Genomic DNA, 12,106 nt, shown 5'->3' with positions numbered 1-12,106 from the left:
CCCTTCCGTGCGCGGGCGTAGGGGCCGATTCGGCAAAGCCGCCACACGTACCCGGCAAGGCCGCAAACGCCCCCTATTGCACCGCAAAAAACATGAATACCGCACGTTACATGCTGTTTGTCGCCGTTACATGGGTTTCGGCGACATTTGACTGACTGTTAGACTCACTGACCTGCTCGTGAATCATGGATTCCCTGCATGCTCCCCAGCCTGCCCCTGCTGCTGGCCCTGCCGTTCCTTATGGCAGCGGCCGTTGCCGCCTTCCCCCGTAGTTCGCGCACCACTGCTGCCTGGCTGGCGGCGCTGGCGCCGTTGGGCGGGCTGGCCATTCTTGGCTGGCTGACCCCAGCGGTGATGGACGGCCAGGTGGTGCGCAGCGTGGTGCCCTGGCTGCCGCAGATCGGGCTGGACTTCGCCCTGCGCCTGGATGGGCTGGCCTGGATGTTCGCCGGCATGGTGCTGGGCATCGGCGCGCTGGTGGTGCTGTATGCGCGCTATTACCTGAGCAGCCAGGACAACGCCCACCGCTTCTACTGCTACCTGCTGCTGTTCATGGGCGCCATGCTGGGCATGGTGATCTCCGGCAACCTGCTGTTGCTGATGATCTTCTGGGAAATGACCAGCATCAGCTCGTTCCTGCTGATCGGTTTCTGGTCACACCGGCAGGACGCCCGCGAGGGCGCGCGCATGGCGCTGGTGATCACCGGTGGCGGTGGCCTGGCCCTGCTCGGTGGCGTGCTGCTGATCGGCCGCATCGTCGGCAGCTTCGACCTGGACGTGGTGCTGGCCGCCGGCGAGCAGATCCGCGCCAGTGCGCTGTACCCGTATGCGCTGTTCCTGGTGCTGGCCGGCATCTTCACCAAGAGCGCGCAGTTCCCGTTCCATTTCTGGCTGCCGCACGCGATGGCCGCCCCCACCCCGGTGTCGGCCTACCTGCATTCGGCCACCATGGTGAAGGCCGGCGTGTTCCTGCTGGCGCGCCTGCACCCGGCGCTGGCCGGCAGCGACCTGTTCTTCTACACGGTCAGTGGCATTGGTGCGCTCACCCTGCTGATCGGCGCCTGGAACGCGATCTTCCAGCACGACCTGAAGGGCCTGCTGGCCTATTCGACCATTTCCCACCTGGGCCTGATCACCCTGCTGTTCGGCCTGTCCACGCCGATGGCGGTGGTGGCCGGCGTGTTCCATATCCTGAACCACGCCACGTTCAAAGCGTCGTTGTTCATGGCCGCCGGCATCATCGACCACGAGACCGGCACCCGCGACATGCGCCGCCTGGGCGGCCTGCGCAGGTTGATGCCGTTCACCAGTGCGCTGGCCATCATCGCCTCGCTGGCGATGGCCGGCATTCCGCTGCTCAATGGCTTCCTGTCCAAGGAAATGCTGTTTGCCGAGGCACTCACCGCCGGTGGCCCGGGCACCATGCGCATGGCGGTGTCGATCGCCGCGCTGCTGGCCGGCGTGTTCGGCGTGGCCTACAGCCTGCGCTTCGTGCACGACACCTTCTTCGGCGATGGCCCGCACGACCTGGACCACGTGCCGCATGAGCCGCCGCGCTGGATGAAGGTGCCGGTGGAGATCCTGGTGGTGATCTGCGTGGCGGTGGGCATTGCCCCGGCGCTGACCATCGCCCCGGTGCTGCACGCCGGTGCGGCGGCGATCCTGGGCAGTGCCATGCCCGAGTACAGCCTGTCGGTCTGGCATGGGTTCAACCTGCCGCTGGCGATGAGCGCGGTGGGCGTGGTGGGCGGCGTGGCGCTGTACTTCGGCCTGCGCAGGCTGATCAACCTGCACGGCGTGCAGAACACCGCCACCGGCCGCAACGTCTTCCATGCGCAGCTGGATGCGCTTTCCGCGCTGGCCATGCGCCTGACCAACGGCATTGCCAACGGCAGCCTGCAGCGCATGCTGCTGGGCCTGGTGCTGGTGGCGGTGGTGGTGGGCGCGGCGCCGTTCGTGGCCAACCCGGGCTCGCCCAACTGGACCAAGCCGCAGCCCATTCCGCTGCTGGGCTGGGCGCTGTGGCTGGTGATGATGGGCTGCGCGGTGGCCACCCTGCGCATCTACAAGCAGCGCCTGCTGGCGGTACTGCTGGTGGGCGGCGTGGGCCTGATGGTCGCCCTGACCTTCGTGTTCCTGTCCGCACCGGACCTGGCCCTGACCCAGCTGCTGGTGGAGATGGTGACCCTGGTGCTGATGCTGCTGGGCATGAACTACCTGCCTGCACAATCCGGCCCCGAGCGGCCGCGCTGGCGCAAGCGCCGCGATGCGGTGATCGCCATCATCGCCGGTGCCGGCCTGGGTGCGCTGGCCTACACCGCCATGACCCTGCCGCCGAACACCATGGCCGGCGAAATGCTGGCGCGCTCGCTGCCCGAGGCCTACGGCCAGAATGTGGTGAACGTGATCCTGGTGGACTTCCGCGGCTTCGATACCTTCGGGGAGATCACCGTGTTCGGCATCGCCGCGCTGGTGGTGCACGCCCTGCTGCGGCGTACCCGCATGGCGCCGGAACAGATCATGCCCGGCCCGCCGATCAAGCTGCCGGTGCCGGCCGACCTGGCCCAGATCATGTTCCCGCTCACCCTGACGGTGTCGATCTTCCTGTTCCTGCGCGGCCACAACGCGCCCGGCGGCGGCTTCATCGCCGGCCTGGTGCTGGCGGTGCCGCTGCTGATCCAGTACGTGATCCAGGGCTCGGCGTCGGTGGAATCGCGCTTCGGCTTCGACTACATCCGCTGCATCGGCGCCGGCCTGCTGATCGCCCTGCTCAGCGGCTGCGCCTCGATGCTGTTCGGCGTGCCGTTCCTGACCAGCGGCCATGTCGACCTGCACCTGCCGCTGATTGGCGAGGTGCCGCTGGCCAGCGCGATTGGTTTCGATATCGGCGTGTACCTGGTGGTGTTCGGCGGCGCCATGCTGATGCTGTCGATGATGGGCACGATCAAACCCTCGCGCACCCGCAGCGCGCGCAAGGGCGAGATCGATCTGCAACGCCGTTCGGCCCTGACCGGGGAGATGCACTGATGGAACTGGCCCTGGCCACCGCGATCGGCGTACTGACCGCCATCGGTATCTACCTGCTGCTGCGCGCGCGCAGCTTCGATGTGATCCTGGGCATGACCTTCCTGTCCTACGCCACCAACCTGCTGATCTTCGCCGGTGGTCGCGTGGTGCAGGGCAAGGCGCCGGTGCTGCAGGAAGGCATGGACAGCCACCTGGGCAACTACACCGACCCGCTGCCACAGGCGCTGGTGCTGACGGCCATCGTGATCGCCTTTGCGATGACCGCGGTCAGCATCGTGCTGGCCATGCGCAGCCGCAGCGACAACCACAGTGACCATGTGGACGCCCACGAACCGGACGACGACGCACCGCCGCGCCGGGGCGAGGACCACGCATGAACCATCTGGTGATCCTGCCGATCCTGGTTCCGCTGCTGGGCGCTGCGCTGTCGCTGTTCGTCGAACACCGCCGCTATGGCCCGAAGGTGCAGCGCGCGGTGGCGTGGACCGCACTGGGCGCGCTGGCGCTGGTGGTGGGCCTGCTGTTTGCCGCCACCGCCGGCGGTGATATCCAGGTCTATCTGCTGGGCGACTGGCCGGCGCGGCTGGGCATTGCGCTGGTGGCCGACGGCCTGTCGGCGTGGATGCTGCTGACCACCCTGCTGCTGGCCATTCCCTGCCTGCTGCATGCGTGCTCGGGCTGGGACCGGCGCGCACCGCACTTCCATGCGCTGTTCCAGTTCCAGCTGGTGGGCCTGAACGGTGCGTTCCTGACCGGCGACATCTTCAATCTGTTCGTGTTCTTCGAGGTGATGCTGATCGCCTCCTACGGCCTGCTGCTGAGTGGCGGCCGCGGCCTGCGCATGCGCATCGGCCTGCATTACGTGGTGTTCAACGTCACTGCCTCCACCCTGTTCCTGATTGCCCTGGGCCTGCTGTACGCCGCGCTGGGCTCGCTGAACATGGCCGAGCTGTCGCAGCGCATCGCGCAGGTGCCGCCGGCGCAGCTGACCCTGGTGAAGGCCACCATGGGCCTGTTGCTGCTGGTGTTCTGCGCCAAGGCCGCGCTGATGCCGCTGTACCTGTGGCTGCCCGAGGCCTATTCGCGCGCGCCGGCAGCGGTGGCCGCACTGTTTGCGATCATGACCAAGGTCGGCCTGTACGCGGTGCTGCGCATCCAGATGCTGTGGTTCGGTGAGGATGCCGGGGCGATGGCCGGCTACGGCCGCGAGTGGCTGCTGTGGGCCGGCGTGGCCACCCTGGTGCTGGGTGGCCTGGGCGCACTGGCCGCTACCCGCCTGCGCGTGCTGATTTCCTACCTGGTGATCGTCTCGGCGGCCACGCTGTTCATTGCCTTCGCGGTGGGCACGCCGCGGGTGCTGTCCGCCGGCCTGTACTACCTGCCGCACAGCAGCTTCGTGGCCGCAGCACTGTTCCTGGTGGCCGATCTGATCCGGCGCCGCCGTGGCGGTGCCAGCGATCGCAAGGAAGTGGTGGCGCCGATGCCGGGCAAGGAAACGCCGGCGGTGCTGTTCCTGATCGGCGCGGTGTCGGTGGCCGGCCTGCCGCCGCTGTCCGGCTTCCTGGCCAAGGCCGCACTGCTGGCCGGCATGCCGGCGCAGTACACCGGCGTGGTGTGGACGGCGGTGCTGGTCAGCAGCCTGCTGGTCATCATGGGCCTGACCCGCGGTGGCATCCGCCTGTTCTGGCGCGTGCCGGCACCGGACCCGGCGCTGCCGCCGCCGCGCAAGGCGCCGCTGCGCCGCGTCGAGCTGTATGCCGCCTGCCTGCTGCTGGCCTATGGCATCGGCATGACCCTGGGCGCTGCCCCGCTGATGCGCCACACCGATGCCATCGCCGCGCAGCTGCTGCAGCCGGGCGAGTACGTGCAGCAACTGCGTGCGACCACGCCGGAGATCCGCCAGCCATGAACGCACAGCGCTCGTTGTTCCGCCGCATCATCCCCTCGCCCGCCCTGAGCATCATGGTGGTGGCGTTCTGGGTGCTGATGTCCGACAGCTTCACCCTGGGCCAGATCGTGCTGGGCCTGGTGCTGGGCGTGGTGGTGCCGCTGTTCGCCGCGCGCCTGGACCGCGAATTCGCCCGCATCGGCACGCTGCGGCCGGTGCCCAAGCTGCTGTTCGTCACCCTGTGGGACATCCTGGTGTCCAACATCCGGGTGGCGATCCAGGTGCTGGGGCCGGAGAAGAACATCCACCCCGGTTTCATCTGGTTGCCGCTGGACATCGCCAACATCCACGGCATCGCCGCGCTGACCAGCATGATCACCCTGACCCCCGGCACGGTGTCGGCTGCGTTGAGCGACGACCGCCGTTTCCTGCTGGTGCACGTGCTGCACCTGGACGACCCGCAGGAGCTGATCGACACGATCAAGCGCCGTTACGAAGCCCCGTTGATGGAGATCTTCCCATGACTGGATTCCAGATCATCCAGACCACCCTGGTGGTATGCATGCACGTGGTCGGCCTGGCCATGCTGCTGGCCACCTGGCGCCTGCTGCGCGGGCCTACCGTGCCCGACCGCATCCTGGCACTGGACACCCTGTCGGTGACCGCCATCGCCGAACTGATGCTGTTCGGCATGTACCTGAACTCGGCCATCTACTTCGAAGCGGCGCTGGTGATCGCCATGCTGGGCTTCGGCAGCACGGTGGTGCTGAGCAAGTTCGTGCTGCGGCGGGACATCGTCGAATGATCACCTTCATCCAGATCGCGCTGTCGGTGCTGCTGCTGTTCGGCTGCTTCTTCATCCTGGTGGGCGCGCTGGGGCTGGTGAAGCTGTCCACCTTCTTCAAGCGCCTGCATGCGCCGACCAAGGCCAGCACGCTGGGGGTGGGCTGCGTGCTGGTGTGTTCGGTGTGCTACCACATCTTCCTGGGCCAGGACCCGCAGCCGCGCGAGCTGCTGATTACCGTGTTCCTGTTCATCACCGCGCCGATCAGCGCGCACCTGATGGCCAAGGCCGCGCTGTCGCTGCTGATGGAAACCCGGCCCAGCCTGCCGGGCAACGAACGCGCCGCCGAAGAGCAGTTGCCGCCGCCGGAACCGGAGCGGGAAGAGGAAACCACCGCGCGTTGAGGGTAGGTGCGGTAGGTGCCGACCGTTGGTCGGCACGTGGGTAGAGTCGAGCTTGCTCGACTGAAGCGCGAAGATCAGTCGAGCAAGCTCGACTCTACAAATCGGTGTGCTGTTCATCACCGCGCCAATCAGCGCGCACCTGATGGCCAAGGCCGCGCTGTCGCGGCTGATGGAAACCCCCGCGCGTTGAGGGTGGGTGCGGTAGGTGCCGACCCGTGGTCGGCACGTGGGTAGAGTCGAGCTTGCTCGACTGAAGCGCGAGGAGCAGTCGAGCAAGCTCGACTCTACGAAACCGCGGCGCTGTGCGTCCGTGCCGGCATTCAATCAGGCACTGGTCAAGGCGATTTCCAGGCCCACCCACGCCACGAACGCGCCCAGCAGGATCGCACCTTCCACGCGGCTGATCTTCAGGTCGCCGCGCAGCATCGGGTACAGCACCAGCGCGAAGGCCAGCAGCGCCGGCAATTCCAGGCGCACGAACGAGGCCGGCAGTGCCAGCGGCTGCAGCAGCCCCATCGCGCCGATCACCAGCAGCAGGTTCACCACGCTGGAACCCAGCACGTGGCCCAGCACCATGTCGCCGTGGCCACGACGCGCGGCGGCGATGGCTGCGGCCACCTCCGGCAGTGCGGTGCCGATTGCCACCGGCAGCAGGCCCACCAGCAACGGGGACCAGCCCAGGGCGGTGCCGAAGTCCGCCGCCGCACCGACCACCAGGCGCGCGCCCCAGTACAGTGTCAGCGCGGCGATCAGCACCCGCAGCACGTTCAACGGCAGACTGGTACGGCTGAGCGCCGACTCGGCGATGACCGCCTGCACCTCAGGGCCTTCCGAGCGCCCACGGCGCAGCAGCACGGCCTGCACGACGACGAAGCCGGCCACCAGAACACCGGCCTCCCAGCGCTGCAGGCGGCCATCCAGGCCGAACACCATCAGCAGCAGCGCCGCGGCCAGCAATGACCACCACAGCACGGTCTGCAGGCGCGCGCGCAGCAGCAACGGCGCGGTAATGGCGGCCACGGCCAGGGTCAGGCCCAGGTTGGCGATGCTGCTGCCCATCGCGTTGCCCAGCGCCAGTTCGGGCTGGCCGACCAGCAACGCGCGCGCGTTGACCGCCAGCTCCGGCAGCGAGGTGGCCACGCCCAACAACAGCAGGCCGGCGGTGAAGGCACTGGCGCCGAAGCGCTGGGCCAGGCCGGCTACGGCCTTGACGATGGAGTCCCCGCCCAAGGCCAGCAACAGCAGGCCGAGCAGGAACCAGGCAATGGCTATGACGATCATCGAGCACTCCCCAGCGGTCGTGGCGCGATTCTACGCGCGGCGCCCCGCTACCGGGGCGCCGCGCATCAAGGTTCAGCCGCAGCCTTCGGCGTAATCCACCTGCGGCGTCTTGCCCACCCGCCAGCCGCCCACCTTGCCGTCGGCGCCCAGCGCGAAGTCGATCACCGCCCCGCCCTCCTGCGCCGGGCGCACCCGCAGGTGCTGGGCCTTGTCGTCGTATTTGTCCGGCACCACGTCGCCGCGATCCGGGTACAGGGTCTGCAGCTCGCCCAGGGTCATGCCCACCCGGCCACCGCCGGGGGCCACGATGGCGCTGCTGCGCACGTCGTAGCGCACCAGCTTGCGGCCTTCGATCATCAGGCGCGGGTCTTCGGCATCCTGCGGGCGCAGGAAGTAGCAGCCGTCATTGCTGTCATCGGCCGGCAGCGGCTTGCCGGCGGCATCGGTGCCCAGTCCCTGCAGGGGGCTGCCATAGCCGCTGCGCACCTCGGCAATGCCGGCGCCCAGCATCACGCCGCCAAAGCCGTCCAGCCGCGCCGGGCTGTCACTGCGCGGGTCCACCGGCGAGGCCGTGGCCAGGTCGGCATCGGCGGGTACCGAGGCATCCTTGGCCGGGGCAGTGGCGGCAGGTTCGGCCGGTGCGGTCGGTTCCGGGGTGCGGTTGCAGGCGGCCAGCGACAACAGCAGCAGGCCAGCCAGGGGCAGGTGTTTCATGGGTGGTTTCCTGGGCACGGTGTGCAGGCACGCTAGCGCAGCGCGCGTGCAGGCGCTGCATTGTCATCGCCGTTTCATGCCGACGGTTCAGGCTCGGCGTGCACCGACTTGGCTGTCCTTCCATGCAACCGCGCAAGACCGACCTCGCCCGAACCGCGCTGCAGGCCCACCGCGCACCGCTGGACATGCGCCAGCGCCGGCTGCTGATCCTGTGCGATGGCCAGCGCAGCATTGCCGATCTGACCGGCCTGATCGGTCAGGAGGCACCGGCGATGGTGATCCAGCTGATCCAGGGCGGCTATCTGCAGACCGGGCCGGAAACGACAGTCGCTGCGCCTCCGGCGGTACCGGCCGCGCAGAACCCTGCGCCGGTCCCGGCCGGGGTCGAGCGCCGCCGCTCGTTGGCGGCCGCGCGCATCTACCTGCTGGGCATTCTGGAAATGCAGCGCAATGCACAGGCCGCGGCGTTGTTCCGCGACCTGCAGCAGGCGCGCGCGGAAGACCAGGTGCTGGCGGTGCTGCGTGCGGCGCTGGGTGTGCTGCCTGGCATGACCTCCGAGGGCTATTGCCAGCGCGTGCGGCAGCGGCTGTTGGAGGCGTTGCCGTTGGAGCATTGCGACGGGTTTGCGGTCACGGCGTAGCAGCGACCGGGTAGAGTCGACCGTTGGTCGACTGCTTTTGCCTGCAAATCCCGCGCTGCGCGCGTTAGTCGACCAACGGTCGACTCTACCCCGCCTGCCCTGCCGGCCCCTACGCCGAACGGAAATTGTTGCGCAACCCGTTCCAGCACTGCTGGTAATCGCCCTGGCGGTGCGATGCAGCCAGCGCCTGCGCGCTGGGGCGAATCACCGCGCGGGTTTCGAACATGAAGGCCATGGTGTCCTTGATGACATCGGCCTTGGACAGGTCGGCGTTGGACGCCTTGTCGAAGGTCGGCGCATCGGGGCCATGCCCACTCATGCAGTTGTGCAGCGACGCACCGCCGGGCACGAAACCTTCTGCCTTGGCGTCGTAGGCGCCGTGCACCAGGCCCATGAATTCGCTGGCGATGTTGCGGTGGAACCACGGCGGGCGGAACGTGTTCTGCGCCACCAGCCAGCGCGGCGGGAAGATGGCGAAATCCATGTTGCTGGTGCCGGGCGTGTCGCTGGGCGAATGCAGCACCAGGAAGATGGACGGGTCCGGGTGGTCGTAGCTGATCGAGCCGATGGTGTTGAAGCGGCGCAGGTCGTAGCGGTACGGCGCGTAGTTGCCGTGCCAGGCCACCACGTCCAGCGGTGAATGGTCGATGGGCGCGCGCCACAGCCGGCCGTCGAACTTGGCGATCAGCTCGAAGTCGCCGTCGATGTCTTCGAAGGCGGCATGCGGGGTTTCGAAGTCGCGCGGGTTGGCCAGGCCGTTGGCACCGATCGGGCCCAGGTCGGGCAGCTTCAGCAGTGCGCCATGGTTTTCGCACACATAGCCGCGGCTGGGACCGTCGGGCAGCTCGACGCGGAAGCGCACGCCGCGCGGGATCACCGCGATCTGCTGCGGCTCGATCTCGACCACGCCCAGTTCCGTCAGCAGGCGCAGCGCACCCAGCTGCGGCACGATCAGCAGTTCGCCGTCGGCGCTGTAGAAGTAGCGGCCGACCATGTCCCGGTTGGCGGCATACAGGTGGATGCCGACGCCGGCGTGTGCATCGGGCGAACCGTTGCCGCCCATCGTGTACAGGCCTTCGACGAAATCGGTCGGCAGTTCCGGCAGCGGCAGCGGGCTCCAGCGCAGCTGGTTCGGCGATGCCGGCTGCGCGTTGTAATCGCACTGCAGCCGCGATTGCGCGAACGGGGTGAACTCGCCGTGGGTCACCGCCGGGCGGATGCGGTACAGCCAGCTGCGGCGGTTGCTGCCGCGCGGCGCGGTGAACGCGGTACCCGACAGCTGTTCGGCGTAGAGGCCATGGGCCACCTTCTGCGGCGAGTTCTGCCCGACCGGCAGTGCGCCGGGCACGGCCTCGGTGGCGAATTCGTTGCCGAAGCCGGACTGGTAGCCGCGGGCGGTGAGGGCGGTGGACATGGGGAGCTCCTGGTATCTGCGCGGCCGGAACGGGAAGCAGCCGAGCATGGCTCGGCTCTACAGGTGAGCATACGCCGGGCATGGCCCGGCGCTACCGAGGGGGGTGCGTGCGGTGACCTTACAGCACGCCGCGGCGGATCTGGTCGCGCTCGATGCTTTCGAACAGCGCGGTGAAGTTGCCTTCGCCGAAGCCTTCGTTGCCCTTGCGCTGGATGATCTCGAAGAAGATCGGGCCGATGCAGTTCTGGGTGAAGATCTGCAGCAGCTTGCGCTGGTGGGTTTCCGGGTCGGCGTCGATCAGGATCTTGTTCCTGGCCAGGCGCGCCACGTCTTCACCGTGGTTGGGCACGCGCTGGTCGATCACATCGAAATAGGTGTCCGGCGTATCCAGGAAATCCACGCCCTGCGCGCGCATGGCTTCGACGGTTTCATAGATGTTGTCGGTGAAGCAGGCGATGTGCTGGATGCCCTCGCCCTTGTAGGCGTCCAGGTATTCGTTGATCTGGCTCTTCGGATCGGACGATTCGTTCAGCGGAATGCGCACGATGCCGTCCGGTGCGGTCATCGCCTTGGACACCAGGCCGGTCTTCAGGCCCTTGATGTCGAAGTAGCGGATCTCGCGGAAGTTGAACAGGCGCTCGTAGTAATCCGACCACTGCTGCATGTTGCCGAAGTACAGGTTGTGGGTCAGGTGGTCGATGAAGGTCAGGCCGAAGCCGAACGGGTGCAGGTCGGCACCGGGCACGGCTTCGTAGTCGCCATCGAAGATGCTGCCGGCGGCGCCGTAGCGGTCCACCAGGTACAGCATGCAATCGCCGATGCCCTTGATGACCGGTGCGTTGACGGCCTTGCTGTCCGGCTTGAAGGCCACCGCTTCGGCGCCGTTGCCCAGCGCGGTCTGGTAGACCTCAGCGCCCGGCTTCTGGAAGCGGATGGCGAAGCCGCAGGCACAGGGGCCGTGCTTTTCAGCAAAGTCGGCGGCGAACGAGTCGGGGTCTTCGTTGACCAGGAAGTTGACGTCGCCCTGGCGATAGACGGTAATCGGGCGCTGCTTGTGCTTGAGCACCGCGCTGAAGCCCATCTTGCGGAAGTAGTCGTGCAGTTCCTGGCCACGGCCGGCCGGGGCGGCGAATTCGACGAACTCGAAACCATCGATGCCCATCGGGTTTTCGAAGGTGGTGACCTGCATGCCGGGGTTCGGGTGCGAGGCGGTCGGGACGGCGGTATTCATGGCGTGGCTCCGAATCGGTGCCGCATCGGCACAAACCAGGTGCGGGCGGGGTTGGACCCGGCGAGAATGCAGGGTACGGACCCAACCTTTATAGTTACAACTGAAACCACCAGCAAGGTGCACCGCAGCATGAACCCAGCCGATCCCGCCTCTACCCGCGTGCGCGCCTCGCACGTCCTGCTCGACCTGGAACAGTTCCTGCCTTACCGGCTGAGCGTGCTGTCCAACCGGGTCAGCGGCAACATCGCCAAGCTGTACGGCGACCGCTATGGCCTGGCCATTCCCGAGTGGCGGGTGATCACCATCCTGGCGCTGTACCCGGGCTCGTCGGCCAGTGAGGTATCCGACCGCACGGCCATGGACAAGGTGGCCGTCAGCCGGGCCGTGGCGCGGCTGCTGGAGCGCGGCTTCATCAAGCGCGAGACCCATGGCGACGACCGCCGCCGCTCGGTGCTGGCACTGTCGGCGGCCGGCTTCGAGGTGTACGAAACCATTGCCCCGCTGGTGATCGAGATCACCCGCAAGCTGATGTCGGTGCTGAGCGAGGAAGAGGAGCAGCTGCTGGAAAAGCTGATCCTGCGGCTGGCCGGCGATGGCCTGGAGCGGATGGGCGAAGGGGTGTAACCGCGCCTACCCTGGCGTTGTTCCGGGGTCAGAGCCCTTTCCTGCGGAAAGGGATCCGACCCCAAGGCTTCGGTGGGTAGGTGTCGACCTTGGTCGAC

The 12,106-nt window shown here is 67.6% G+C and carries 12 protein-coding genes; 8 read left to right on the top strand and 4 right to left on the bottom strand.

What is annotated here, in order from left to right; all coding sequences use genetic code 11:
- The first annotated feature begins 198 nt into the window (after window positions 1–198).
- Genes G4G00_RS14680 through G4G00_RS14655 form a run of 6 tightly spaced genes read left to right on the top strand, consistent with a single transcriptional unit; the run spans window position 199 to window position 6,103 of the window.
- Window positions 199–3,027: a monovalent cation/H+ antiporter subunit A gene (locus G4G00_RS14680; RefSeq protein ID WP_108754399.1), complete on the top strand. Its 2,829-nt coding sequence runs from the start codon at window positions 199–201 to the stop codon at window positions 3,025–3,027.
- A complete protein-coding gene (locus G4G00_RS14675) occupies window positions 3,027–3,404 on the top strand; it encodes a Na+/H+ antiporter subunit C (protein WP_108763092.1) in 378 nt (125 codons plus the stop codon). The genes G4G00_RS14680 and G4G00_RS14675 overlap by 1 nt, the downstream gene beginning before the upstream one ends.
- Window positions 3,401–4,936: a monovalent cation/H+ antiporter subunit D gene (locus G4G00_RS14670; protein ID WP_164274633.1), complete on the top strand. Its 1,536-nt coding sequence runs from the start codon at window positions 3,401–3,403 to the stop codon at window positions 4,934–4,936. Before G4G00_RS14675 ends, G4G00_RS14670 begins: the two co-directional genes overlap by 4 nt.
- Window positions 4,933–5,439 carry a Na+/H+ antiporter subunit E gene (locus G4G00_RS14665; protein ID WP_108751103.1) on the top strand — a complete coding sequence of 169 codons (507 nt, stop codon included), beginning with the start codon at window positions 4,933–4,935 and terminating at the stop codon, window positions 5,437–5,439. Before G4G00_RS14670 ends, G4G00_RS14665 begins: the two co-directional genes overlap by 4 nt.
- Complete coding sequence (locus G4G00_RS14660) at window positions 5,436–5,720, top strand: K+/H+ antiporter subunit F (RefSeq protein ID WP_006399171.1); 285 nt, start codon at window positions 5,436–5,438, stop codon at window positions 5,718–5,720. The genes G4G00_RS14665 and G4G00_RS14660 overlap by 4 nt, the downstream gene beginning before the upstream one ends.
- Window positions 5,717–6,103: a Na+/H+ antiporter subunit G gene (locus tag G4G00_RS14655; RefSeq protein WP_108751104.1), complete on the top strand. Its 387-nt coding sequence runs from the start codon at window positions 5,717–5,719 to the stop codon at window positions 6,101–6,103. The genes G4G00_RS14660 and G4G00_RS14655 overlap by 4 nt, the downstream gene beginning before the upstream one ends.
- Window positions 6,104–6,427: 324 nt before the next feature.
- Here the strand turns inward: G4G00_RS14655 and G4G00_RS14650 are convergent, their stop codons facing one another.
- Together G4G00_RS14650 and G4G00_RS14645 are read right to left on the bottom strand one after the other, a co-directional pair.
- Entirely contained in the window at window positions 6,428–7,384 is a 957-nt protein-coding gene (locus tag G4G00_RS14650) for a sodium:calcium antiporter (protein WP_164274630.1), read from the bottom strand.
- Between the two features lie 72 nt (window positions 7,385–7,456).
- Window positions 7,457–8,098: a hypothetical protein gene (locus tag G4G00_RS14645; RefSeq protein ID WP_164274627.1), complete on the bottom strand. Its 642-nt coding sequence runs from the start codon at window positions 8,096–8,098 to the stop codon at window positions 7,457–7,459.
- Between the two features lie 122 nt (window positions 8,099–8,220).
- On the opposite strand from G4G00_RS14645, the gene G4G00_RS14640 reads away from it, so the two are divergent.
- The gene (locus tag G4G00_RS14640; RefSeq protein WP_164274624.1) at window positions 8,221–8,739 is read left to right on the top strand and encodes a hypothetical protein; all 519 of its coding nucleotides are present in this window, start codon (window positions 8,221–8,223) and stop codon (window positions 8,737–8,739) included.
- Between the two features lie 109 nt (window positions 8,740–8,848).
- Here the strand turns inward: G4G00_RS14640 and hmgA are convergent, their stop codons facing one another.
- Together hmgA and hppD are read right to left on the bottom strand one after the other, a co-directional pair.
- Complete coding sequence (gene hmgA / locus G4G00_RS14635; RefSeq protein WP_164274621.1) at window positions 8,849–10,153, bottom strand: homogentisate 1,2-dioxygenase; 1,305 nt, start codon at window positions 10,151–10,153, stop codon at window positions 8,849–8,851.
- A gap of 118 nt (window positions 10,154–10,271) precedes the next feature.
- On the bottom strand, window positions 10,272–11,384 hold the full coding sequence (hppD, locus tag G4G00_RS14630; protein ID WP_199911386.1) for a 4-hydroxyphenylpyruvate dioxygenase: 1,113 nt from the start codon (window positions 11,382–11,384) through the stop codon (window positions 10,272–10,274).
- Window positions 11,385–11,513: 129 nt separating this feature from the next.
- Between hppD and G4G00_RS14625 the strand changes: the two genes are divergently transcribed.
- A complete protein-coding gene (locus G4G00_RS14625; protein ID WP_108754407.1) occupies window positions 11,514–12,008 on the top strand; it encodes a MarR family transcriptional regulator in 495 nt (164 codons plus the stop codon).
- The last annotated feature ends 98 nt before the right edge of the window (window positions 12,009–12,106 follow it).

The organism is Stenotrophomonas sp. B1-1, assembly GCF_010894375.1.
Lineage (GTDB): Bacteria > Pseudomonadota > Gammaproteobacteria > Xanthomonadales > Xanthomonadaceae > Stenotrophomonas.
This window is presented reverse-complemented; position numbering and strand designations above follow the sequence as displayed.

Excerpts from the sequence above, each read along its gene's own strand:
- G4G00_RS14680 (WP_108754399.1), top strand. The coding sequence starts at position 199 with ATGCTCCCCAGCCTGCCCCTGCTGCTGGCCCTGCCGTTCCTTATGGCA.
- G4G00_RS14675 (WP_108763092.1), top strand. The coding sequence starts at position 3,027 with ATGGAACTGGCCCTGGCCACCGCGATCGGCGTACTGACCGCCATCGGT.
- G4G00_RS14670 (WP_164274633.1), top strand. The coding sequence starts at position 3,401 with ATGAACCATCTGGTGATCCTGCCGATCCTGGTTCCGCTGCTGGGCGCT.
- G4G00_RS14665 (WP_108751103.1), top strand. The coding sequence starts at position 4,933 with ATGAACGCACAGCGCTCGTTGTTCCGCCGCATCATCCCCTCGCCCGCC.
- G4G00_RS14660 (WP_006399171.1), top strand. The coding sequence starts at position 5,436 with ATGACTGGATTCCAGATCATCCAGACCACCCTGGTGGTATGCATGCAC.
- G4G00_RS14655 (WP_108751104.1), top strand. The coding sequence starts at position 5,717 with ATGATCACCTTCATCCAGATCGCGCTGTCGGTGCTGCTGCTGTTCGGC.
- G4G00_RS14650 (WP_164274630.1), bottom strand. The coding sequence starts at position 7,384 with ATGATCGTCATAGCCATTGCCTGGTTCCTGCTCGGCCTGCTGTTGCTG.
- G4G00_RS14645 (WP_164274627.1), bottom strand. The coding sequence starts at position 8,098 with ATGAAACACCTGCCCCTGGCTGGCCTGCTGCTGTTGTCGCTGGCCGCC.
- G4G00_RS14640 (WP_164274624.1), top strand. The coding sequence starts at position 8,221 with ATGCAACCGCGCAAGACCGACCTCGCCCGAACCGCGCTGCAGGCCCAC.
- hmgA (WP_164274621.1), bottom strand. The coding sequence starts at position 10,153 with ATGTCCACCGCCCTCACCGCCCGCGGCTACCAGTCCGGCTTCGGCAAC.
- hppD (WP_199911386.1), bottom strand. The coding sequence starts at position 11,384 with ATGAATACCGCCGTCCCGACCGCCTCGCACCCGAACCCCGGCATGCAG.
- G4G00_RS14625 (WP_108754407.1), top strand. The coding sequence starts at position 11,514 with ATGAACCCAGCCGATCCCGCCTCTACCCGCGTGCGCGCCTCGCACGTC.